This window comes from Brevundimonas sp. 357 (genome assembly GCF_003938605.1).
Classification (GTDB): domain Bacteria; phylum Pseudomonadota; class Alphaproteobacteria; order Caulobacterales; family Caulobacteraceae; genus Brevundimonas.
Window position 1 is genome coordinate 20,880 of the sequence record NZ_RHWX01000022.1, and the last position, 19,713, is coordinate 40,592.

Here is a 19,713-nt window from a genome sequence, read left to right on the forward strand (position 1 = left end):
TTCTCCATAGCGACGCCGCACTCATAGTGAACAAGGTTCTTTGTTGAAAGCGAAACGCCCTACTCCGCCCCACGAACCGGCCTGAAATCGCGAATCAGTTCGGCCAGTTCGACCTCGTCCACGGCAGCGGCGGCGTCTTCGGTCGACATCCAGCGTCGCTCGCGCTGGGCGTCCTCCGGCCAGGCGCCCAGTTGGATGAAGACTTCCAGCGGATAGACGCTGGCGATGGTCGCCTGAACCCGTCCCGACTTCAGCCGCTTGCCGTACCGGAACCAGCCGATCGGCGCTCCCATGACGTCGCCCTGGACGCCCGCCTCTTCATAGGCCTCGATCACGGCGGCCTCGGCGTCGGTCTTGCCCGCCATGCGGTTGCCCTTGGGGATGACCCAGCGCCGCGTCTCGCGAGAGGTGATCATCATGATCTCCACGCCGTCCGCGCCGTGCCGCCACGGCAGGGCCGCGACCTGGCGCGTCTCGGACGAAAGGGTGCGAGGCTTGTTCGACATCAGGTCAGGAACAGCCCGCCCAGGGCGTAGAACAGGGCGCCGATGGCGGCGGCGGCGGGCATGGTGATGAACCAGGCGGTGACGATGCTGCGCGCCACGCTCCAGCGCACGGCCGAGACGCGCTTGGCCGCGCCCACGCCGACGATGGCGCCGGTGATGGTGTGGGTGGTCGACACCGGAATGCCCATGCTGGTCGCCGCGAACAGGGTGATGGCCCCGCCCGTCTCGGCGCAGAAACCCTGCTGGGGCGAAAGGCGCGTGATCCGCGATCCCATGGTGTGAACGATCTTCCAGCCGCCGAACAGGGTGCCTAGGGCGATGGCCGCCTGACAGGTGATGACCACCCAGAAGGGCACATGGAACTCGCCGCCCAGCATGCCGCGCGAATAGAGCAGGATGGCGATGATCCCCATCGTCTTCTGGGCGTCATTGCCCCCGTGGCCCAGGGAATAGGCCGAGGCCGACACGAACTGCAAACCCCGGAAGACCCGATCGGCGAAGTTGGGATTGGCCTTGGCGAACAGCCAGGACACGATCAGCACCAGCAGCAGGGCCAGCAGGAAGCCGATGGCCGGCGACATGAAGATGGCGCCCACCGTCTTCAGCACCCCAGCGATGACCACGGCGCTGGTCCCCGCCTTGGCGATGCCCGCCCCCAGCAGGCCGCCGATCAGGGCGTGCGAGCTGGACGACGGAATCCCGCCCAGCCAGGTGATGACGTTCCAGCTGATGGCCCCCATCAGGGCGCCGAAGATCACCTGATCCGAGATCACGTCCGGCGAGATGATGCCCCGCCCGATGGTGTCGGCGACGTGAAGGCCGAAGAACAGGAAGGCGATGAAGTTGAAGAAGGCCGCCCACCCCACCGCATAGATCGGCGGCAGGACGCGCGTGGCGACGATGGTGGCGATCGAATTGGCCGCGTCGTGCAGGCCGTTCAGAAAGTCGAACAGCAGGGCGACGCCGATCAGGAAGACCAGGATCAGGAGGGCGTGATCCATGGCGCCCTACAGGTGCTCGACCAGAACGCCGTTGATGCGGTTGGCCACGTCCTCGAAGCGATCGATCACCTTCTCCAGATGATCCAGAAGCTGGCTGCCGATGATGAAGCCCAGGGTGTTGCCGCCCGTCATGTCGTGACGGTGCGCCTCATAAAGCGCTTTCATGCCCGCGTCATAGAGGTCGTCGCTGCGCGCCTCCAGGTTGGTAATCTGTTCGGTCAGGGCGTTCAGGCGGTCGTGGTTCTTGCGCATGGCCGGCAACAAAGCGAAGGCCTCCTGCGTCAGGGCCGCGCATTCGACGGCGATGTCGGCCAGCTCCTGCATCTTGGGCGAGAAGTCGCGCATCTCGTACAGGGTGACGATCTTGGCCGCCTTCTGCATCTGGTCGATGGTGTCGTCCAGCGAGTTGGTCAGGCCGCGAATGTCCGAGCGGTCGAACGGGGTGATGAAGCTGCGGCGCACGGCGAACAGCACCTCGCGCGCGATCTCGTCGGCTTCTTCCTCGTGGGCGACCACCTTGGCGCACCATTCCCCGGTCGCGGGTCCGCCGTTCATCATCTGGCGCAGGGCGCCCGCGCCGTGAGCCAGCGTCTGCGCATGGGCGTCGAACAACCGAAAGAAGTTGTCTTCCTTCGGCAGCAGCGCCTGGAACCAGTTGAGCATGAGGCCTCTCCGATAAGGTCGCCGCTCAGGCGCCCGCGCTCCAAGACCGGATTCAATACCGGCTCGTCAAGTCATCCGCACACGGATTTAGTGGATTAGGCGTCCGCAACCCGTGCTTCATAGGCTGATTGCGCCGCCGCCACTTCGTCCATGCGCGTCTCGGCCCAGTCGATCATCGGTCGCAAGGCCTGAACCAACCCCTGCCCCAGGGGCGTGATCGCATAGGTGACGGACACCGGCACAGCAGCCTCGACCGTTCGTGTGACCAGACCGTCGCGTTCTATCTGGCGCAGGGTCTGGCTCAACATCTTCTGCGACACGCCCTCGATCCGGCGCTTGAGCGCATTGAAACGCATCGGCCCGTCCGCGAGGGTGGTCAGCAGAAGCACCGTCCACTTGTCGGCGATCCGATCCAGCAACAGCCGGGTCGGGCAGTCGGCGGCATAGACGTTTCCCCGCTCGCTGTCGCTGGAAGCGGTCACCGCCGGGGAACCTGGTGAGAGAAAAGTGCCTTCTTGCATGATAACTTCCCATAGCACACCTGGTACCCATCGGTAACTAACAGGAACCATCCCATGAACATAACCGTCCTGGGCGCCAGCGGCCGTGTCGGATCAGAGATCGTCAAGGAACTGGCCCGGCGCGGGCATCAGGTGACGGGCGTGGCCCGCCAGCCCGCCCGCGTGCCCGTCGCCCCCGGCGTGACCGCTGTCGCAGGCGACGTGAACCAGCCCGCCTCTCTCGCCCCGGCCCTGGCCGGCGCCGACGCCGTGGTCAGCGCCATCATGTTCGTGGACAGCGATCCGGCCCTGCTGATCCAGGCGATCAAGGATGCAGGCGTTCCGCGCTATCTGGTGGTCGGCGGCGCCGGCAGCCTGGAGATCGCGCCGGGCCAACGCCTGGTCGACACGCCCGCCTTCCCCGAAGCCTATAAGGCCGAAGCCCTGGCCGGCGGCCGGTTCCTGGACGTCCTGCGCGCCGAGCCGGAGCTGAACTGGACCTTTCTGTCGCCCTCGGCCCTGTTCGCCGGGTCGGAACGCACCGGCGTCTTCCGTCTGGGCGACGACGCCCTGCTGACGGACGACCAGGGGAACAGCCGCATCTCCTTCCCCGACTACGCCATCGCCATGGCCGACGAGATCGAGACGCCGAAGCACCCCCGCGCCCGCTTCACCGTCGGCTACTGAAAGACGCCTCAAACAGCGCAAAGCGCGGTAGGCGTAATCAACAAAGAAAACGGCCCCGGAAGATCGCTCTTCCGGGGCCGTCGTCATTCTTAGCCGTGAAGCCGGATCAGGCGCCCAGCGAAGCCGGATCGATCTTGAAACCCGGGCCCATCGTCGAGGACAGGGCGATGCGCTTCACATAGGTGCCCTTGGCGCCCGACGGCTTGGCGCGGACGAGAGCGTCCACGATGGCCTTGACGTTGGCTTCCAGGGCGTCCTGGGTGAAGGAGGCCTTGCCGATGCCGGCGTGGACGATGCCCGCCTTCTCGACGCGGAACTCGACGGCGCCGCCCTTGGCGTCCTTGACGGCCTGAGCGACGTTCGGGGTCACGGTGCCGACCTTCGGGTTCGGCATCAGGCCGCGCGGGCCCAGCACCTTACCCAGACGACCGACCAGGGCCATCATGTCCGGCGACGCGATCACGCGGTCGAAGTCCATGAAGCCGCCGGCGATCTTCTCGTACAGGTCTTCAGCGCCGACATGCTCGGCGCCGGCGGCCTTGGCTTCATCAGCCTTGGCGTCCTTGGCGAAGACGGCGACGCGGACGTCACGGCCGGTGCCCGAGGGCAGGTTCACCACGCCGCGAACCTGTTGGTCGGCGTGACGCGGGTCGACGCCCAGGTTGATGGCGATTTCGATCGACTCGTCGAACTTGGCCTTGGCGTTGTCTTTCACCAGCTTGATGGCGTCCGAGAAGACCAGCAGGTCTTCGGTGACGCCCGTGCGGGCCTTATGGGCTTTGGTCAGCTTAGCCATGTCTTAGCCCTCCACCACTTGAATGCCGATGGCGCGGGCCGAGCCCTCGATGATGCGCGACGCGGCGTCCAGGTCGTTCGCGTTCAGGTCTTTCATCTTCTTCTCGGCGATTTCGCGCAGTTGCGTCTGCGTGATCTTGCCGGCGAACTCGCGGCCGACGAGCTTTGCGCCCGACTTGATGCCAGCGGCTTGCTTCAGATACCAGGTCGCCGGCGGCGTCTTGGTGATGAAGGTGAACGACTTGTCCTGATAGACGGTGATGACGGTCGGAAGCGGGGTGCCCTTGGCTTCCTTCTCGGTCCGCGCGTTGAACTCCTTGCAGAAGCCCATGATGTTCACGCCGCGTTGACCCAGAGCCGGGCCGATCGGGGGCGAAGGCGTGGCCGAACCGGCCGGCACTTGCAGCTTGATATAGCCGAGAATCTTCTTGGCCATTGGTCTCTCCTATGAATGACCCGGCGACGATGCGCCCGGCCGGTGAGCCGTGGTGCGGCATGGCTGCCTTCCACGGATTTGACGCCGGGCGACTCGAAGGCCGTCCAGCGAAGGCGCGCGTTTAGCAGGGGGAGGGATAGAAGGCAAATGGGCAGCGGGCGCGCCCCTCTCCCAATGGGAGGGGGAAACACCAGTCGAAACGCAAAACGGCGGCCCGGAGGCCGCCGCTGCATACTTAGTAGAAAACGTCAGGCCGATCAGGCGCTGACCTTCTCCACCTGATTGTACTCCAGCTCGACCGGGGTCGGACGGCCGAAGATCGAGACGGCCACGCGCAAGCGGGCGTTCTCTTCGTCGACGCTTTCGACCTGACCGTCGAAGCTGGCGAACGGACCGTCGATGACCTTGACGTTCTCGCCGATGTCGAAGCGGATGGTGGGCTTCGGACGCTCGACGCCCTCTTCCACCTGGCCGATGATGTTCTGAACTTCACGTTCCGAGACCGGCAGGGGCTTGGTGCCGCCCGCGGCGCCCAGGAAGCCCGTGACCTTCGGCGTGTTCTTGACCAGGTGATAGGCCTCGTCGGTCATTTCCATCTTCACCAGGACGTAGCCCGGGAAGAATTTGCGCTCGGCGTTGACCTTCTTGCCGCGGCGGATCTCGATGACGTCCTCGGTCGGAACCAGGATTTCAGAGAAGGCGTCTTCCAGGCCCTGCTGCTTGGCCTGGTCGCGCAATTGCTCGGCGACCTTCTTCTCGAAGTTCGAATAGGCGTGGACGATGTACCACTTGTGGCGGGGGTTGGCCGCCGGCTTGGGCGCTGCATCAGTCATGTGCGCGGCTCCTTTATTGGCCAAGGCCGAGAATAAAGCGGGAAGCGAAGCCCAGACCCGTGTCGACGACCCAGAAGAAGGCGGCGGCGATCAGCACCATGATGAAGACCATCACCGAGGTGATCCAGGTCTCCTTGCGGCTGGGCCACACGATCTTGCGGGCTTCAGCGCGAACTTCGCTGATGAACTGCGGAATGGACGTCTTCTTCTTCGGCGCGGGCGCGTCGACGGCCACGGTCGCTGCGCCTTGCGCGGCTGCTGCGGTCTTGGTCCCCGTGGTGCGGCGGCCGCCCGGGGTCTTCGCCTTGGCCATTTGACGTCTCTTCAACCTCTGGATCCCGCTGCTCCACATGGGAAGTCCCAGGCGATCGCAACAGGGGGAATGGCAGGAGTGGAGGGACTCGAACCCCCGGCCCTCGGTTTTGGAGACCGATGCTCTACCAGCTGAGCTACACTCCTAGTGTCCCGGACAAAGATCAGCGCGCCGTGGATATCCACCCAGCGGCGCGACCCTCGCCAGAGGGGGGCGTATGCCCGAGCCCCACCGTCATTTCAAGGGCCATCTGCGCCGCAGACGCGCGAAGTCGCGGATTTTCCTCAGAACAGACGCGCCACGGCGCTGGGCTCATAGCTCAGCCCTTTCACCAGGGCGTCGGAATCGCCGATCGAGAAGGTCTGGGCCCGGCTGCGGCCGTCCACCACCGCCACCGCCTCGATCTCTTCGGGAATCACCTTGACCACCGCCACGGCGTCGCCGCCCGGCGCCCAGGGGCTGAGGTCGGGCGAGCGGGCGATGATCAGGTCGTTCAGCCGCTTCACCTCGTCGCCGTCCGTGACCTCCTCGGCGCGGCCGTCGATGGAGACGCCGACCGCCTCCCCTTCCTCGCCCACGCCCCGCACGGCCACGCCGACGCGCGGGTCGGCGGTCAGGTTCTTCAGCTTCTCGCTGTCGCGGGCGGTGACGAAATAGAGGTTCAGCCCGTCGTTCAGATAGCCCAGCGTCGCCGCCTGCGGCCGTCCGTCGGCCCGGTTCACGGCCAGGGTCATCAGCTTCTGGCTGTCCAGCAGCTTGAGGATGGCGGCCACCGCGCCGCCGTGGATCGGGGTGATGCGCGAGGTCGAGCTCATGGCGTTTCTCCAGAAGATGACGAGGCAGTTTGGCTGGGCAGCTTCGACGCAGCCTTGACGCAGATCAAGGCGACTGGACGCCGCTTCGGTTCCAATGCCCCCATGACAGAGTCCCGCTTCGCGTCCGATGCGCCTCGCCTGGAGGTGGCCCCCCTCAGCGAAGCCGAGGCGCCCGCCGCCTTCGCCCTGGCGCGGCTGTGGCGGCCCAATCTGAAGCCGGGCCAGTGGGACGCCTTCCTGACCGCCTGGCGCGCCGCCCCGGAAAGCCGGGGCATCCTCAGCGCCCGGAACCAGCGCGGCGGGGTTCTGGGCTTCGTCAGTTGGTGGCGGCAGCCCGATCTGGAGTACGGCGAGACCCTGTGGGCCGGTCCCTTCGTGGTGCGTGAAATGGGCGTGCGCCCCCTGGTGCGGCAGAGCCTGGCCGTCGAACTGACCGCCCTCGCCTGCCAGCTGGGCGCGCGGCTGCGCTACGCCGAGGAAGCCATCGCGCCGGACTGCGCCGCCGAACTGAAGGCTAGGACAGGCTGACCTATTCGGAATCAGCCCCCTATCGCCTAGACTACCGCGCTATTCGGGAGACGACGTTCGTGAACACCGCTGCGGCCCGGGCCGAAATCGAAGAGGTGCGTCTGGAAGACGTCCATCCCTGCTCCACCTGCGGCGCCCGCCCGCTAGGCGTCTGCGCGGACCTGAAGGGTCATGAGCTGCAGAGCATGGCCTGCGCCAGCGAAAGCGTCACCGCCCAGCCGGGCCAGGCCCTGTTCCATGAGGGCGATCCGAACCCCTATGTCTTCAACGTCGTGGACGGGGCGGTGAAGCTGTATCGTCTGCTGCCCGACGGACGACGCCAGATCACCGGCTTCCTGTTCCAAGGCGACTTCCTGGGCCTGGGCGGGCGCGGGCCGTCCAGCTTCACCGCCGAGGCTTTGACGCCGCTGAACGCCTGCCGCTTCCGGCGCGGCGACTTCGATCAACTGCTGAACGCCCTGCCTGCGCTGGAGCACCGTCTGGTGGCCCTGGCCGGGGACGAACTGATGGCCGCGCAGGAGCAGATCGTCCTGCTGGGCCGCAAGACCGCGCGCGAGCGGCTGGCCAGCTTCCTGACCCGCCTGTCCGAGCGACAGGTGCAGCTGGGCGGCGCCGTGGGCCACGTTCACCTGCCGATGACGCGGCTGGACATCGCCGACTATCTGGGCCTGACGATCGAGACGGTCAGCCGGGTCTTCACCCAGTTCAAGACCTCGGGCCTGATCCAGCTTCTGCCGGGCAATGACGTCGCCCTGCCCGATCCGGCCGCGCTGAAGACCCTGGGCGAAGGCGCCGCCTGATCTTGGGCTAAAGGGATAGGGGGACGCGGCCTGACGTTCCGCGCCCCTCCCCGCATCGGCTTTAGAATTTGCGGCCGACGCCCACCGACACGACCCAAGGGTCCAGGCTGACGCTGCTCTTCAGCGCGCCGCCGTTGATCTTGGCGTCTGTGTCGAACCACACCTTCTTGGCGTCCAGGTTCAGCGTCCACGGGCCGGAAATGTTCCAGTCGGCCCCGGCCTGAAGCGCGACGCCGAAGCCGTCGTCCAGATCGACCTCGAAGCCGTTCTTATCCTTGCCGCTGAAGAAGGCCATGTAGCTGACGCCCGCTCCGACATAGGGGCTGACCGTCGCGTTCGGCGTCGGGCGGTATTGCAGCGTCACCACCGGCGGCAGCACCCAGGTCTCATGCACGGCCACATCGGTCGCCCCGCCCTTGGCCCGCACCTCGTGCTGGGTCGCGCCCAGGATGGCCTCGACGGCCCAGTGGTCGGCGACGAAATAGGTGAAGCCCAGCGTCGGCATCCAGTCGTCGCCCACATCGGCCTTCAGGCCGCTGTCGGCCCCGGCGGCGGTGACGATGGCGTCATCGGCCTGCGGCAGGACGCCGGTCATGCGGGCCGTGATGATCAACGAGCCCTTGCCTACCTGTTCAAGCGCGGCGTTCTGGGCCGAGGCGGCGCCCGCGACGGCCAGCAGGCTGACGGAAGCGATCAATGCGGCGGCGGTTTTCATCGGTTCAATCCCCGACATTCGCCGGATCGGGAGAGGGTCCGGCTTCGATGTCTTCATGACCATGCGTCCGCCCTGATCACGCCGCCTTGATCCAGCGCAAGTCATGGAAATTTCGTCGATTTCATCCAAGAAAAATCCCCTCCGGCCAGCGCCGAAGGGGATCTTTCGTCTGTCCGTCAGATGACGGGGGTCAGGGTTCCGAGTGACCCTCGTCGCCTTCATCGAACAGGCGGAACTCGTGCCACAGGCCGTTCAGGACGCCGAAGGCCACCGCCAGGCCGAGGCCCAGGATCCAGGCGAAATACCACATGAGATGATCTCCTTTCGCGGGATCAGTAGAGGTCGGGGTTGGTCTTCAGCTCAGCCTCGGTCGAACGGCCCCACAGCACCTTGTAGACCCAGGAGGTGTAGAGCAGGACGAAGGGCAGGAAGACCGCCACCACGATCAGCATGATGAACAGGGTCGTATGGCTGGACGAGGCGTTCCACACCGTCAGGCTGGACTGGGCGTTGATCGAGCTGGGCAGGATGAAGGGGAACATCGACAGGCCGACCGTCGAGATGATCCCGACCGCCGAGGCCGACGAGCCGCCGAAGGCCATCACCGCCGACTTGCGCCACATCCCCAGCAGACCGACCGCGGCGCCGGCGAAGCCGAGAACCGGAGCGATGATCATCCACGGATAGCGGCCGTAGTTGTCCATCCAGGCGCCGGGCGCGGCCTCGACCGCCGTACGCAGCGGGTTGGAGACGCCGGCCGTGTCCACCACGCCGGTGATGCGGAAGCCCATGTCGCCGAAGGCTGCCATGGCGCCGCCGATGGCGAACAGCACCAGGCTGGCCGCGCCGGCGACGGTGCCGATGGCGCGGGCGCGCTTCAGCACCGGGCCTTCTTCGCCCTTGATCGCCAGCCAGGCCGCGCCGTGCAGCACCAGCATGGAGACCGACAGCAGGCCGCAGATCAGGGTGAAGGGGGTGAACAGGCCCAGCAGGCTGCCTTCGTAGAAGCTGCGCAGGTCGCTATCCAGGCGGAAGGGGGCGCCCAGCAGGACGTTGCCGACGGCCACGCCGAACACCAGGGCGGGAACGAAGCTGCCGATGAACAGGCCCCAGTCCCACATGGAGCGCCAGCGCGCCTCAGGCCGCTTGGAGCGATATTTGAACGACACGGGCCGCAATATCAGTGCGGACAGCACCAGGAACATCGCCAGGTAGAAGCCCGAGAAGCTGACGGCGTAGACCTGGGGCCAGGCGGCGAAGATCGCCGCCCCGCCGACGATAAACCAGACCTGGTTGCCTTCCCAGGTCGCGCTCACGGTGTTGATGACCATGCGGCGCTCTGCGTCCGTCTTGGCGACGAAGGGCAGCAGGGCGCCGACGCCCATGTCGAACCCGTCGGTCAGGGCGAAGCCGATCAGCAACACGCCCAGCAGTCCCCACCAGATCAGGCGGAGGGTGGTGTAGTCGAGGGGAAGTTCCATCTCTCTTTTTCCTTCAACGACCGGGTCAGACGACCGCGGGCTCGCCTTCCGTGATGGCGTCGGCTTCGCGGGCTTCCTGTTCGGCGAACGGTCCCTTCTTGACCGCGCGCAGGATCATGCCGACCTCGACGACGGCGAGCACGCCGTACAGCAGGGTGAAGCAGATGATCGTGGTCAGCAGTTGCGGCACGCCCAGGCTGGACACGCCCAGGAAGGTCGGCAGAACGCCTTCCACGGCCCAGGGCTGACGCCCCACTTCGGCCAGCAGCCAGCCGGACTCGATGGCGATCCACGGCAGCGGGATGGCCAGGACGGCCAGGCGCAGGAACCACTTCGTCTCATGCTTGCGCAGGGTGCACAGGATGAAGGCCGTTCCGAACAGGCCGATCATCAGGAAGCCGATGCCCGCCATGAAGCGGAAGACCCAGAACATCAGCGGCACGTTCGGCACGGTCGACCAGGCGGCCTGCTGGATCTGCTGCGGCGTGGCCGTGCGCGGATCCTCGACGTAACGCTTCAGCAGCAGGCCGTAGCCCAGGTCGTTGCGGACCGTCTCGAACTGACCGCGCGCGGCCATGTCCGTGGGGTCGGCCTTGACCTTCTCCAGGGCGTCATAGGCGACGACGCCGCGTTCGATGCGGTCCTCGGCGACGGCGACCAGCTCCAGGATGCCTTCGACAGGCTTGTCGATGCTGCGCGTCGAGATCAGGCCCAGGACGTAGGGCACCTTGACCTCGAAGTGGGTATGGCGGTCCTCAAGGCTGGGCAGGCCGAACAGGGTCAGACCGGCCGGGGCCTCTTCGGTGCGCCACATGGCTTCCAGGGCGGCCAGCTTCATCTTCTGGTTGTCGGTCAGGGCGTAGCCCGACTCATCGCCCAGAACGACCACCGACAGCGACGACAGCAGGCCGAACGCCGCGGCGACCGTCATCGACCGCTTGGCGAAGCCCTTGTGCTTGCCCTTCAGCAGATAGAAGGCCGAGATGCCCAGCACGACCACGGCGGCGCAGACGTAACCGGCCGAGACGGTGTGCACGAACTTGGCCTGGGCCACCGGGTTGAAGATAACCGCCATGAAGTCGGTGACTTCCATGCGCATGGTGTCGGGGTTGAAGGCGGCGCCGACCGGGTTCTGCATCCAGCCGTTGGCGGCCAGAATCCACAGGGCCGACAGGTTGGTGCCGAGCGCGACCATGAAGGTGACGAACAGGTGGGCGTGCGGCTTCAGCTTGTCCCAGCCGAAGAACATCAGGCCGACGAAGGTCGCCTCCATGAAGAAGGCCATCAGGCCCTCGATGGCCAGCGGCGCCCCGAAGATGTCCCCGACGTAGTGGGAATAGTAGCTCCAGTTCATGCCGAACTGGAATTCCATCGTCAGGCCGGTGGCGACGCCCAGCACGAAGTTGATGCCGAAGATCGCGCCCCAGAAACGGGTGATCGTCCGCCAGATCGGCCGACGGGTCATCACATAGATGCTCTCCATGATGACCAGCATGAAGGAGAGGCCCAATGTGAGGGGCACGAACAGAAAGTGGTATAGCGCCGTCAGTGCGAACTGAAGGCGTGAAAGGTCTACGACCGCCAGGTCGATCATCGTTCCAGGCTCCTGACCGCCAGCCCCCATCGACCGGCGTTCTACTCTAACCTAAAGCAGCGCCGTCTGGCGCGCCTTGATCCTGATCAAAGCCAGAGACAGCGACTTGAACTAGAGGGCGTTTCGCCCAAAGACCTTTCGCCACATAGGCTTTTTGCCCCATCCTCTATCGTCGCCGGTTACGGTGGATGAGGCCGGATCAGGCCCGCTTTCCCAGAACGGCGCACCAGGAGACGTGATGACGGCCCAGCCGGTCGACCCTCAACAGGCGAACCCTCCGAGAATCGCAGAGACGGCTGCGCCTGCGGCCTGGCTGAAATCCGCCCTGTCCCCCTGGCGTCGCCTGATGAGCCTGGGCGGCGCCCTGGTGATCGCCGACACCCTCCCCGCCATCGGCTTCGCCGCAGGACTGGCCCTGGCCGTCGGCGCCCTGCCGCAAGGGCTGGCCGAAGCCGTTCCCGGTCTGATTCTGGCGGTCGCCGCCCTGATCCTGCGCGCCGCGCTCAACCAGGGCGCCGTCCTCGTCAACACCCGCGCCGCTCGCGCCGCCAAGAACGGCCTGCGTCGCCGCGTGCTGACAGGCGCGCTCGGCGGCCGCCTGTCCGACGCCGCCGCCATGACCGCCGCCGCCGAAGGCGTTGAGGCGCTGGACGGCCACGTCGCCCGCTTCACTCCCGCCCGCACGGCGGCGGCCGTCTCCCCCCTGATCCTGATCCTGGCGGCGGGCGTTGTCAGCCCTTTCACCGCCGGCATCCTGATCTTCACCCTGCTGCCCTTCGTGCTGGGCATGGCCCTGACCGGCATGGCGGCGGGCGCCGAGAGCCGCCGTCAGTTCCTGGCGCTGGAGCGTCTGTCGGGGCTGTTTCTGGACCGGGTGCGCGCCCTGCCCGCCATCCTGTCCTTCCAGGCCGAGGCGCAGCAGACCCGCGTCATCGCCCGCGCCTCGGACGATCTGGCCCGCCGCACCGGCAAGGTGCTGAAGGTCGCCTTCCTGTCCTCGGCGGTGCTGGAATTCTTCTCCGCACTGGCTGTCGCGTTGGTCGCCGTCTACTGCGGCTTCAACCTGCTGAAGCTGCTGCCCTTCCCCGCGCCCGACGAACTGAGCCTCGCGCAGGCCTTCTTCGTCCTGGCCCTGGCGCCCGAGGTCTATCAGCCCATGCGCCGCCTCGCCGCCGCCTATCACGACCGTCAGGCCGCCGAATCCGCCGTCCCCAGCCTCAGCCGCCTGGATCAGGTCGACGAGACGCCCCGCGCGCGTCTCTCCCTGCCCGCCTCTGCCCCCGCCGTGCGTTTCAAAGACGTGGCGATCGCCTATGACGACGCGCCGGTACTCAGCGGCTTCGATCTGACGATCGCGCCCGGCTCCATCGTGGCCCTGACCGGCCTCAGCGGTGCGGGCAAGACCAGCCTGCTGAACCTCTTCCTGGGTCTGGCGCCTCTGTCAGGCGGCGAGGTCGAGGTCGGCGACGCGCGCCTGTCGGACCATCCCGACCTGACCGCCTGGATCGCCTGGGCCGGTCAGGCGCCGGTCGTGATCCGGGGAACGCTAGCCGAAAACATCGCCCTGGCCCATCGCAGCGCCACGTCCGAACAGATCGAACAGGCCGCGCGCAAGGCGGGCCTCGACGACGCGCTGGATCGCCGGATCGACGAGCGCGGCGGCGGCCTGTCCGGCGGCGAGCGGCGGCGCCTGGGCCTGGCCCGCGCCTTCCTCAAGCCCTCGCCCCTGCTTCTGCTGGACGAGCCGACCGCCAATCTGGACGCCGCGGCCGAGACCACCCTGCTGCCGCTCATCCGCGAGGCGGCGCGCGGGCGCACGACCCTGATCGCGACCCATTCCGACGCCGTGGCCGAACTGGCCGATGTGGTGGTGCGCCTGTGAAGCCTCAGTCCTCTCCCGGCGTCGTCCGCCTCCAGGCCATGATCCGCGCTCAGGAGCGCGCCCAGTTTCCGCGCCTGCTGGCCGCTTCCGTCACGGGCGCGCTGGTCTCGGCCGGGGCCGTGGCCCTGCTGGGCGTGTCCGGCTGGTTCATCACCGCATCGGCCCTGGCCGGGGCGGCCGGACCGGCCGTGGCCCATGTGTTCAACTACCTGGTGCCCAGCGCGGTCATTCGCTTCCTGGCCATCATCCGCACCGCCTCCCGCTATGGCGAGCGCGTCACCGGGCACGAGGCGGCGCTGAAGGCCCTAGCCGCCCTGCGCCCCCAGCTGTTCGACGGCCTGGCGCGCGGCCCCGCGACGCGCGCCCTGTCGCTGGCGGGCGGCGAGGCCTCGGCCCGGCTGGTGCAGGATGTCGACGCCGTGCAGGACTGCTTCGTGCGCCTTTCCGCGCCGTGGAGCGCAGGTGCAGGCCTGCTGACCGGCATGGTGATGGCCTCGCTGGCCGGATGGCGCGCCGCCGTCGCGGTCGCCCTGGCCGCCGTGGTCAGCGTGGCGCTGGGCGTCGTCCTGGGCCGCCGCCTGGCCGAGCCTGCGGGCCGCCGTCTGCAGGAGGCGATGGGCGACTTCAAGACCGACTTCGCCGCCATGTCCGCCGCCGCGCCCGAGCTTCAGGCCTATGGGATGAAGGACTGGGCGGTGGATCGTCTGGCCCGTCAGGGCGGCGCCGTCGAAGCCGCCGCCGAGGCCCTGGCCCGCGCCGGAGGCTGGCTGATGGCGGGCCAGACCCTGGCCATGGCGCTAGGCGTCACGGGCGCGGCGCTAGCCGCAGGCGCCTCCTCTCCCGCCCTGACGGCGCTGGCCATGCTGGCCGCCGTCGCCACGATCGAGAGCGCCGGAAATCTGCTCAACGCCCTGCGCCAGAACGGCGCCGTCGCGGTCGCCGTCCAGCGTCTGGGCGAACTGTTGGACGGGGAAGCGCCCGTCGCGGCGCCTGCCGCCGCAGCGCCGACGCTTCGCCTGTCATCCGCCGATCTGCGCCTCACGCCGCCTCAACGCCTGGCCGTCGTGGGCCGCTCAGGCGCGGGCAAGACCACCCTGATCGAGCGGATGATGCATCTGCGCGCGCCCATTCCAGGCGAGGTCGCCTTCGCCGATATGGACGGCGCCGCCCTGTCCCCGGATGCGGTGCGGCCGCTGTTCGCCTATGCGCCGCAGCAGACAGTGCTGATGGCCGGAACGGTGCGCGAGAACCTTCGCCTGGCCGCCCCTTCGGCCGATGACGATCAGCTCTGGGCCGTGCTGGAGGACGCCGGCCTGACCGACCGCATCCGCGCCGCGCCCGGCGGCCTGGACGCGCCTCTGGGCGAAAACGGCGCACGGTTGTCAGGCGGCGAGCGGCGGCGCCTGGGCCTGGCCCGCGCCTATCTGCGCCCTGCCCCCTGGCTGGTGCTGGACGAGCCGACCGAAGGGCTGGACGCCGCCACCGAGGCTCAGGCCCTAGACCGGCTGTCGCAACGCCTCCAGCGCACGGGCCAGGGTCTGATCCTGATCAGCCACCGCCCGGCCCCGCTGGCCCTGTGCGATCAGGCCCTGACGGTCAGCGGCATCGCCCCGGACGGTCATGTCCAGGCCTGCGCCGGACCGCTTCAGGTCGCCGCCTGATCTGCGAGACCTTTGATCTCCATCAAGGCGGGGGGCGTCGCGATACGCTCTGCTGTCGGCATAGGAGAACTGCCATGCCCTCAGAAGTCATCGCCCCCGTCGCCGCCATGGGCGCCTTCTTTCTCACCTTCATGGCCGCCATGGCCTATGGCGTGATCAGCAGCAATCTCGCCGACCGCAAGGCGCGCTGACCATGACGCTGCACCACATCCGGCTGGAGCTGGCCCGCGAGGCCGATGCGCCGCACGGCGATCCGCGCGACGGCTATGACCTGGTCATGACGCTGGATCAGCAGGCGCGGCTGGACGCCCCGGCCCTGCTCGCCGCGCCCGAGCGCACGCGCGTCCGCGGTTTCCGCGACGGCGAAACCCTGGCGCTCGGCCAACTGTCTCAGGGCGCCGACGGCCGTTGGGTGCTGGACTTCCCCGGCGAGGACGCCGACGCCGTCGGCTTCCGCCTCGAAAGCGAACGCTTCGTGCCGGGGGAATACGTCTCTCTGGCCGAGCCGGGCGGCCCCATGCGTCCCTATCGGGTCGCCCTGGTCCAGCCGCTGGACCGCCCCTGATTGAGTAAGCGACGCCGCCTGGATCAGGCGGCGTCATCCTCCTGTCCGTGAATCACCGGGCGGAACAGCAGCTTGTCGATGCGTCGGTCGTCCATGTCGATGACCTCGACCTCGAAACGCCCCAGTTGCAGGACGTCGCCCTCGTTCGGCACGCGCGACAGATGGTGCAGCACCAGGCCCGCCACCGTGTGGAAGCCTTCATGCTCGCCGAAGTCTTCGCCCAGGGCCTCGCCCAGTTCATCCAGATCGATCTGACCATCCACGGCCCAGGTGCCGTCGGCGCGCTTGCGCACCGCCGTCTCGACCTCGTCATGGCTCTCGTTGAAATCGCCGGCGATCATCTCCAGCAGGTCCGTCGCCGTGACCACGCCTTCAAAGGCGCCGTACTCATCGACCACGAAGGCCATGTGCACCTTCGAGCCCTTCAGTATCTCCAGCGCCTTCAGCACCGAGGTCGACTGCGGGATGAAGGCCGGTTCGGCCACCAGCTTCTCGACGTTGAACTCGCCATTGTCGAGCAGACTGTCCAGCAGATCCTTTTTGTGGACGACGCCCAGCGGATTATCGATGTCGTTATCGCGCGCCACCACGATGCGCGAATAGGGACAGGTGCGGATCTCCTCGCGCAACGTCTCTTCGGAATCGTCCAGGGCGATCCAGTAGACCTCGTGGCGCGGCGTCATCGCCACGCGCACGGCCCGGTCGCCCAGGCGCAGGATCTCCTCGATCATCTCCTGCTCTTCCGGCTCGATCAGGCCTGCGGACGTGCCCTCGGCCAGAATGCTCTCCACCTCTTCCTGAGTGACGTCCGAACCGTCGCGGTCCTTGACGCCCAACAGCTTGAGGATGCCCGAAGTCGAGGCCGTCAGCAGCAGGACGAACGGCTTCATCACCAGGGCCAGGGTCGAGATCGGACCGGCCATCTTGGAGGCGATGGTCTCGGGGAAGATCAGGGCCAGGCGCTTGGGCACCAGCTCGCCGACGATTAGCGAGACATAGGTGATCAGCACCACGACCACGCCGGTGGCGATGATTTGCGAATAAGGGGCCAGGGCCGGCAGGTTCGCCGTCAGGATGTCATCCAACTCGCCTGCGATGGCGGCCTGACCATAGGCGCCCGCCAGAATGCCGATCAGGGTGATGCCCACCTGAACCGCCGAAAGGAACTGCGTCGGCTCCTCGGCCAGCTTCAACGCGGCGCGGGCGCCGCGATCGCCTCGTTCGGCGCGGCTCTGAAGCTTGGATTTACGGGAGGACACGACCGCGAGTTCGGTCATGGCGAAAAGGCCGTTCAGCACCACAAGCAGCAGCACGACGACGATAGCGATGGTCAACATCGAAAAGGGAGAAGCCCTGAGCGCGGCGCGACTAACGGCGTCCGCGCGGTCGATAGTAAAGGCGAAGCCCCGCCTGCGCCAGCTTTGTTGTCGAAACTGCGGCGTTCAGCGCGCGCACCGGCCCCTCAGGCCGCCGAAAGGACATGTTCGCTCGACCATTCGGCGGCGGCGGCGGCCCCCTGCTCCATGCCCTGCATCAGGATCTCCAGGGTGACGGGCTTGGCCACCAGATGGTCGGCGCCCGCCTGAACCGCTTTCAGATGATGGGTTTCGGTCGTGTTGGCCGTCAGCATGACGATGGGCGTGCGTGCGGCGCCCAGACGCGCTTCGTCGGCGCGGATGCGGCGCATGGCGTCCAGCCCGTCCATGACCGGCATCTGCATGTCCATCAGCACCATGTCGAAACGCTCCTGCTGAAAGCGCTGCACGCCTTCCAGACCGTTGTCGGCGGTGACGATCTCGAAGCCCAGCGGCTCCAGCAGGCAGCGCACGACCATCTGATTGGCCGGGTTGTCCTCGACCGCTAGGACGCGAATCTGCGCGCCCTCATCCGACGCATGCGCCGCTTCAACCGATGTCGCAGCCGGTTCGGTCACGGCCGCCGCCACACGGTCGACCGGCAGGATCACACGGAACAGACTGCCCTTACCCAGCGCCGACTCTGCGGCAATTTCGCCGCCCATCAACTCGGCCAACGACTTGCAGATGGACAGGCCCAGACCAGTACCGCCGAACTGGCGCGATATGGCGTCATCGGCCTGAACGAAGGGATCGAACAGGCGTCGCGCCGCTTCGGCGTTAAAGCCCATGCCCGTGTCCTCGACCTCAATGATCAGATGTTCCCGGTTGTCCTCGACGCGCACGTCGACACGAACAGATACACGCCCCTCAGCCGTGAATTTCACCGCATTGGACACCAGGTTGGAGACGATCTGGGTGATGCGGACGCCGTCTCCGATCACCTGCCCCTGGGCGCTCGGCGCAAAGGCGACGTCCAGCGTCAGCCCCTTGTCCTCGGCGACCGCCCGCCGCATCTCGACCACCGCCTCGATGTCGGTTCTGAGATCAAACGGCGTCAGCGACAGGCTGAACTGACCCGCCTGCATCTTCGACAGGTCCAGCATGTCGTCCAGCACGCGGCGCAGGGCGTCGCCTGCTCCTGTGATCAGCTTCAGCATCTCGGTCTGACGCGGCGTCAGCGCCGTATGCGCCAGGGCCGAGGCCAGGCCCAGCACCGCGTTCAGCGGCGTGCGCACCTCATGGCTGATGTTGGCGAAGAAGCGGTCCCGCACCTCAGCGGCCTGTCGCGCTTCGGCCTGCGCCAGCTCCAGCGCCTTGAGCGCGCGGACGTGGTCCGACACCTCGAAGCGAATGGCCGTATAGGTTTCGGGTTTGCCGTCAGACCCCAGGTTCGGCACGATGGTCGTATCGACCCAGTATGACTCGCCTGACTTGGTGCGGTTCTGGATGGTGCCGCGCCACACCTCGCCCCGCGCGATGGTGCGATACAGATTGCGGAAATAGTCGCGCGCGTGGACGCCCGAGTTCACCACCCTGTGCGTCTGACCGATCAGTTCCTCGCGCGCATAACCGCTGACAGCTTCGAACTTGTCGTTGCAGTACAGAATGCGGCCGGCGCGATCCGTGATCGCCACGATGGCGGCCTCATCCAGCGCGGCGGAGAGGCCGGCGCGACGGGGCCAGTCAACGTCAGTCATAGAGAGTCCTTTCAGCGGCGTCTCATGACCCCCGCATGGCTGAGAAAGCCTTAACCGCTCCGTTCGACCAAAGTCGGGCTTCTTATTTTGATTCAACGCAAAAGGAGCGGGGCGCCCCGAACGACTGACATGCAAAACGGCCCCCGGATGTCTCCGGGGGCCGCTCTGTTACGCTTTACTCTCGGCCTACCGCCCTTGCGGGCTGGTTGAGGCCGGTACGCTTACTCGTACTGTCGAACCGGCGAGGACCGAGGCCCTCGCCCATTCTGACGTCGATCTTACTCGACGATCTTGGCCCCGGCGGGAGCGAGCTCCCGCCTCGGCTTTAGTCTCGCGTGGCGAGGATCGTCGATTACTCGACGATCTTGGCCACGACGCCGGCGCCGACGGTGCGGCCGCCTTCACGGATGGCGAAGCGCAGCTTCTCTTCCATCGCGATCGGCGTAATCAGCTCGACGTCCAGCTCGGCGTTGTCGCCCGGCATGATCATCTCGACGCCTTCCTTCAGGCGCACGATGCCGGTCACGTCCGTCGTGCGGAAGTAGAACTGCGGGCGGTAGTTCGTGAAGAACGGCGTGTGACGGCCGCCTTCTTCCTTGTTCAGGATGTAGGCCTCGGCCACGAACTTGGTGTGCGGGGTGATCGAACCCGGCTTGCACAGCACCTGGCCGCGCTCGACGTCTTCACGCTTGGTGCCGCGCAGCAGCACGCCCACGTTGTCGCCGGCTTGACCCTGGTCCAGCAGCTTGCGGAACATTTCGACGCCCGTGCAGGTCGTCTTCTGGACCGGACGGATGCCGACGATCTCGACTTCTTCACCGACCTTGACGATGCCGCGCTCGACGCGACCGGTCACCACGGTGCCGCGGCCCGAGATCGAGAA

22 protein-coding genes and 1 tRNA gene are annotated in these 19,713 nt (G+C 67.0%); 6 read left to right on the top strand and 17 right to left on the bottom strand.

The window, feature by feature from the left end; genetic code table 11:
* Window positions 1-59 precede the first annotated feature (59 nt).
* The 4 genes from EGK63_RS15510 to EGK63_RS15525 all read right to left on the bottom strand — a co-directional run bounded on the left by EGK63_RS15510 (window position 60) and on the right by EGK63_RS15525 (window position 2,652).
* Window positions 60-506, bottom strand: coding sequence for an NUDIX hydrolase (locus EGK63_RS15510; RefSeq protein WP_125902223.1), 447 nt, complete (start codon window positions 504-506; stop codon window positions 60-62).
* Complete coding sequence (locus EGK63_RS15515) at window positions 506-1,507, bottom strand: inorganic phosphate transporter (protein ID WP_087139256.1); 1,002 nt, start codon at window positions 1,505-1,507, stop codon at window positions 506-508. The genes EGK63_RS15510 and EGK63_RS15515 overlap by 1 nt, the downstream gene beginning before the upstream one ends.
* 6 nt (window positions 1,508-1,513) lie before the next feature.
* Window positions 1,514-2,170: a DUF47 domain-containing protein gene (locus EGK63_RS15520; RefSeq protein WP_125902224.1), complete on the bottom strand. Its 657-nt coding sequence runs from the start codon at window positions 2,168-2,170 to the stop codon at window positions 1,514-1,516.
* 95 nt (window positions 2,171-2,265) lie between these two features.
* A complete protein-coding gene (locus EGK63_RS15525) occupies window positions 2,266-2,652 on the bottom strand; it encodes a helix-turn-helix domain-containing protein (RefSeq protein WP_207896405.1) in 387 nt (128 codons plus the stop codon).
* Window positions 2,653-2,745: 93 nt separating this feature from the next.
* Between EGK63_RS15525 and EGK63_RS15530 the strand changes: the two genes are divergently transcribed.
* A complete protein-coding gene (locus EGK63_RS15530; protein WP_125902226.1) occupies window positions 2,746-3,357 on the top strand; it encodes an NAD(P)-dependent oxidoreductase in 612 nt (203 codons plus the stop codon).
* A 106-nt stretch (window positions 3,358-3,463) separates the two neighbouring features.
* On the opposite strand, the gene rplA is transcribed toward EGK63_RS15530, so the two are convergent.
* The 6 genes from rplA to EGK63_RS15560 all read right to left on the bottom strand — a co-directional run bounded on the left by rplA (window position 3,464) and on the right by EGK63_RS15560 (window position 6,549).
* Complete coding sequence (gene rplA / locus EGK63_RS15535; RefSeq protein ID WP_087139260.1) at window positions 3,464-4,153, bottom strand: 50S ribosomal protein L1; 690 nt, start codon at window positions 4,151-4,153, stop codon at window positions 3,464-3,466.
* Window positions 4,154-4,156: 3 nt separating this feature from the next.
* A complete protein-coding gene (gene rplK, locus EGK63_RS15540; protein ID WP_003165488.1) occupies window positions 4,157-4,588 on the bottom strand; it encodes a 50S ribosomal protein L11 in 432 nt (143 codons plus the stop codon).
* A 257-nt stretch (window positions 4,589-4,845) separates the two neighbouring features.
* A complete protein-coding gene (nusG, locus tag EGK63_RS15545; RefSeq protein ID WP_003165489.1) occupies window positions 4,846-5,421 on the bottom strand; it encodes a transcription termination/antitermination protein NusG in 576 nt (191 codons plus the stop codon).
* Between the two features lie 13 nt (window positions 5,422-5,434).
* The gene (gene secE, locus EGK63_RS15550) at window positions 5,435-5,734 is read right to left on the bottom strand and encodes a preprotein translocase subunit SecE (protein ID WP_165906635.1); all 300 of its coding nucleotides are present in this window, start codon (window positions 5,732-5,734) and stop codon (window positions 5,435-5,437) included.
* 70 nt (window positions 5,735-5,804) lie between these two features.
* Window positions 5,805-5,880 (bottom strand) — tRNA-Trp (locus tag EGK63_RS15555).
* Between the two features lie 138 nt (window positions 5,881-6,018).
* On the bottom strand, window positions 6,019-6,549 hold the full coding sequence (locus tag EGK63_RS15560) for a pyridoxamine 5'-phosphate oxidase family protein (RefSeq protein ID WP_125902228.1): 531 nt from the start codon (window positions 6,547-6,549) through the stop codon (window positions 6,019-6,021).
* 102 nt (window positions 6,550-6,651) lie between these two features.
* Between EGK63_RS15560 and EGK63_RS15565 the strand changes: the two genes are divergently transcribed.
* Both EGK63_RS15565 and EGK63_RS15570 read left to right on the top strand, forming a co-directional pair.
* A complete protein-coding gene (locus EGK63_RS15565) occupies window positions 6,652-7,077 on the top strand; it encodes a hypothetical protein (protein WP_125902229.1) in 426 nt (141 codons plus the stop codon).
* A 59-nt stretch (window positions 7,078-7,136) separates the two neighbouring features.
* Window positions 7,137-7,877: a Crp/Fnr family transcriptional regulator gene (locus EGK63_RS15570; RefSeq protein ID WP_125902230.1), complete on the top strand. Its 741-nt coding sequence runs from the start codon at window positions 7,137-7,139 to the stop codon at window positions 7,875-7,877.
* A 61-nt stretch (window positions 7,878-7,938) separates the two neighbouring features.
* Here the strand turns inward: EGK63_RS15570 and EGK63_RS15575 are convergent, their stop codons facing one another.
* The 4 genes from EGK63_RS15575 to EGK63_RS15590 all read right to left on the bottom strand — a co-directional run bounded on the left by EGK63_RS15575 (window position 7,939) and on the right by EGK63_RS15590 (window position 11,664).
* On the bottom strand, window positions 7,939-8,592 hold the full coding sequence (locus EGK63_RS15575; protein WP_243637727.1) for an OmpW family protein: 654 nt from the start codon (window positions 8,590-8,592) through the stop codon (window positions 7,939-7,941).
* Between the two features lie 190 nt (window positions 8,593-8,782).
* Window positions 8,783-8,902, bottom strand: coding sequence for a cytochrome bd-I oxidase subunit CydX (gene cydX / locus EGK63_RS15580; protein ID WP_024355286.1), 120 nt, complete (start codon window positions 8,900-8,902; stop codon window positions 8,783-8,785).
* A 22-nt stretch (window positions 8,903-8,924) separates the two neighbouring features.
* Window positions 8,925-10,073: a cytochrome d ubiquinol oxidase subunit II gene (gene cydB, locus EGK63_RS15585; RefSeq protein WP_125902232.1), complete on the bottom strand. Its 1,149-nt coding sequence runs from the start codon at window positions 10,071-10,073 to the stop codon at window positions 8,925-8,927.
* 25 nt (window positions 10,074-10,098) lie between these two features.
* Entirely contained in the window at window positions 10,099-11,664 is a 1,566-nt protein-coding gene (locus EGK63_RS15590; RefSeq protein WP_125902237.1) for a cytochrome ubiquinol oxidase subunit I, read from the bottom strand.
* A gap of 241 nt (window positions 11,665-11,905) precedes the next feature.
* On the opposite strand from EGK63_RS15590, the gene cydD reads away from it, so the two are divergent.
* From cydD to EGK63_RS15605, 3 genes are all read left to right on the top strand, one after another.
* Window positions 11,906-13,549: a thiol reductant ABC exporter subunit CydD gene (gene cydD, locus EGK63_RS15595; protein ID WP_165906636.1), complete on the top strand. Its 1,644-nt coding sequence runs from the start codon at window positions 11,906-11,908 to the stop codon at window positions 13,547-13,549.
* Window positions 13,546-15,210 carry an amino acid ABC transporter ATP-binding/permease protein gene (locus EGK63_RS15600; RefSeq protein ID WP_243637728.1) on the top strand — a complete coding sequence of 555 codons (1,665 nt, stop codon included), beginning with the start codon at window positions 13,546-13,548 and terminating at the stop codon, window positions 15,208-15,210. The genes cydD and EGK63_RS15600 overlap by 4 nt, the downstream gene beginning before the upstream one ends.
* A gap of 193 nt (window positions 15,211-15,403) precedes the next feature.
* Window positions 15,404-15,775 carry a hypothetical protein gene (locus tag EGK63_RS15605; RefSeq protein WP_125902235.1) on the top strand — a complete coding sequence of 124 codons (372 nt, stop codon included), beginning with the start codon at window positions 15,404-15,406 and terminating at the stop codon, window positions 15,773-15,775.
* Between the two features lie 23 nt (window positions 15,776-15,798).
* Here the strand turns inward: EGK63_RS15605 and EGK63_RS15610 are convergent, their stop codons facing one another.
* From EGK63_RS15610 to EGK63_RS15620, 3 genes are all read right to left on the bottom strand, one after another.
* Window positions 15,799-17,112, bottom strand: a complete 1,314-nt coding sequence (locus EGK63_RS15610) for a hemolysin family protein (protein WP_207896406.1) — start codon at window positions 17,110-17,112, stop codon at window positions 15,799-15,801.
* Window positions 17,113-17,237: 125 nt separating this feature from the next.
* Window positions 17,238-18,830, bottom strand: coding sequence for a PAS domain-containing hybrid sensor histidine kinase/response regulator (locus EGK63_RS15615; protein WP_125902236.1), 1,593 nt, complete (start codon window positions 18,828-18,830; stop codon window positions 17,238-17,240).
* 352 nt (window positions 18,831-19,182) lie between these two features.
* Window positions 19,183-19,713, bottom strand: a 531-nt coding sequence (locus EGK63_RS15620; RefSeq protein WP_243637729.1) for an EF-Tu/IF-2/RF-3 family GTPase, incomplete at its 5' end; no start/stop codon positions are given.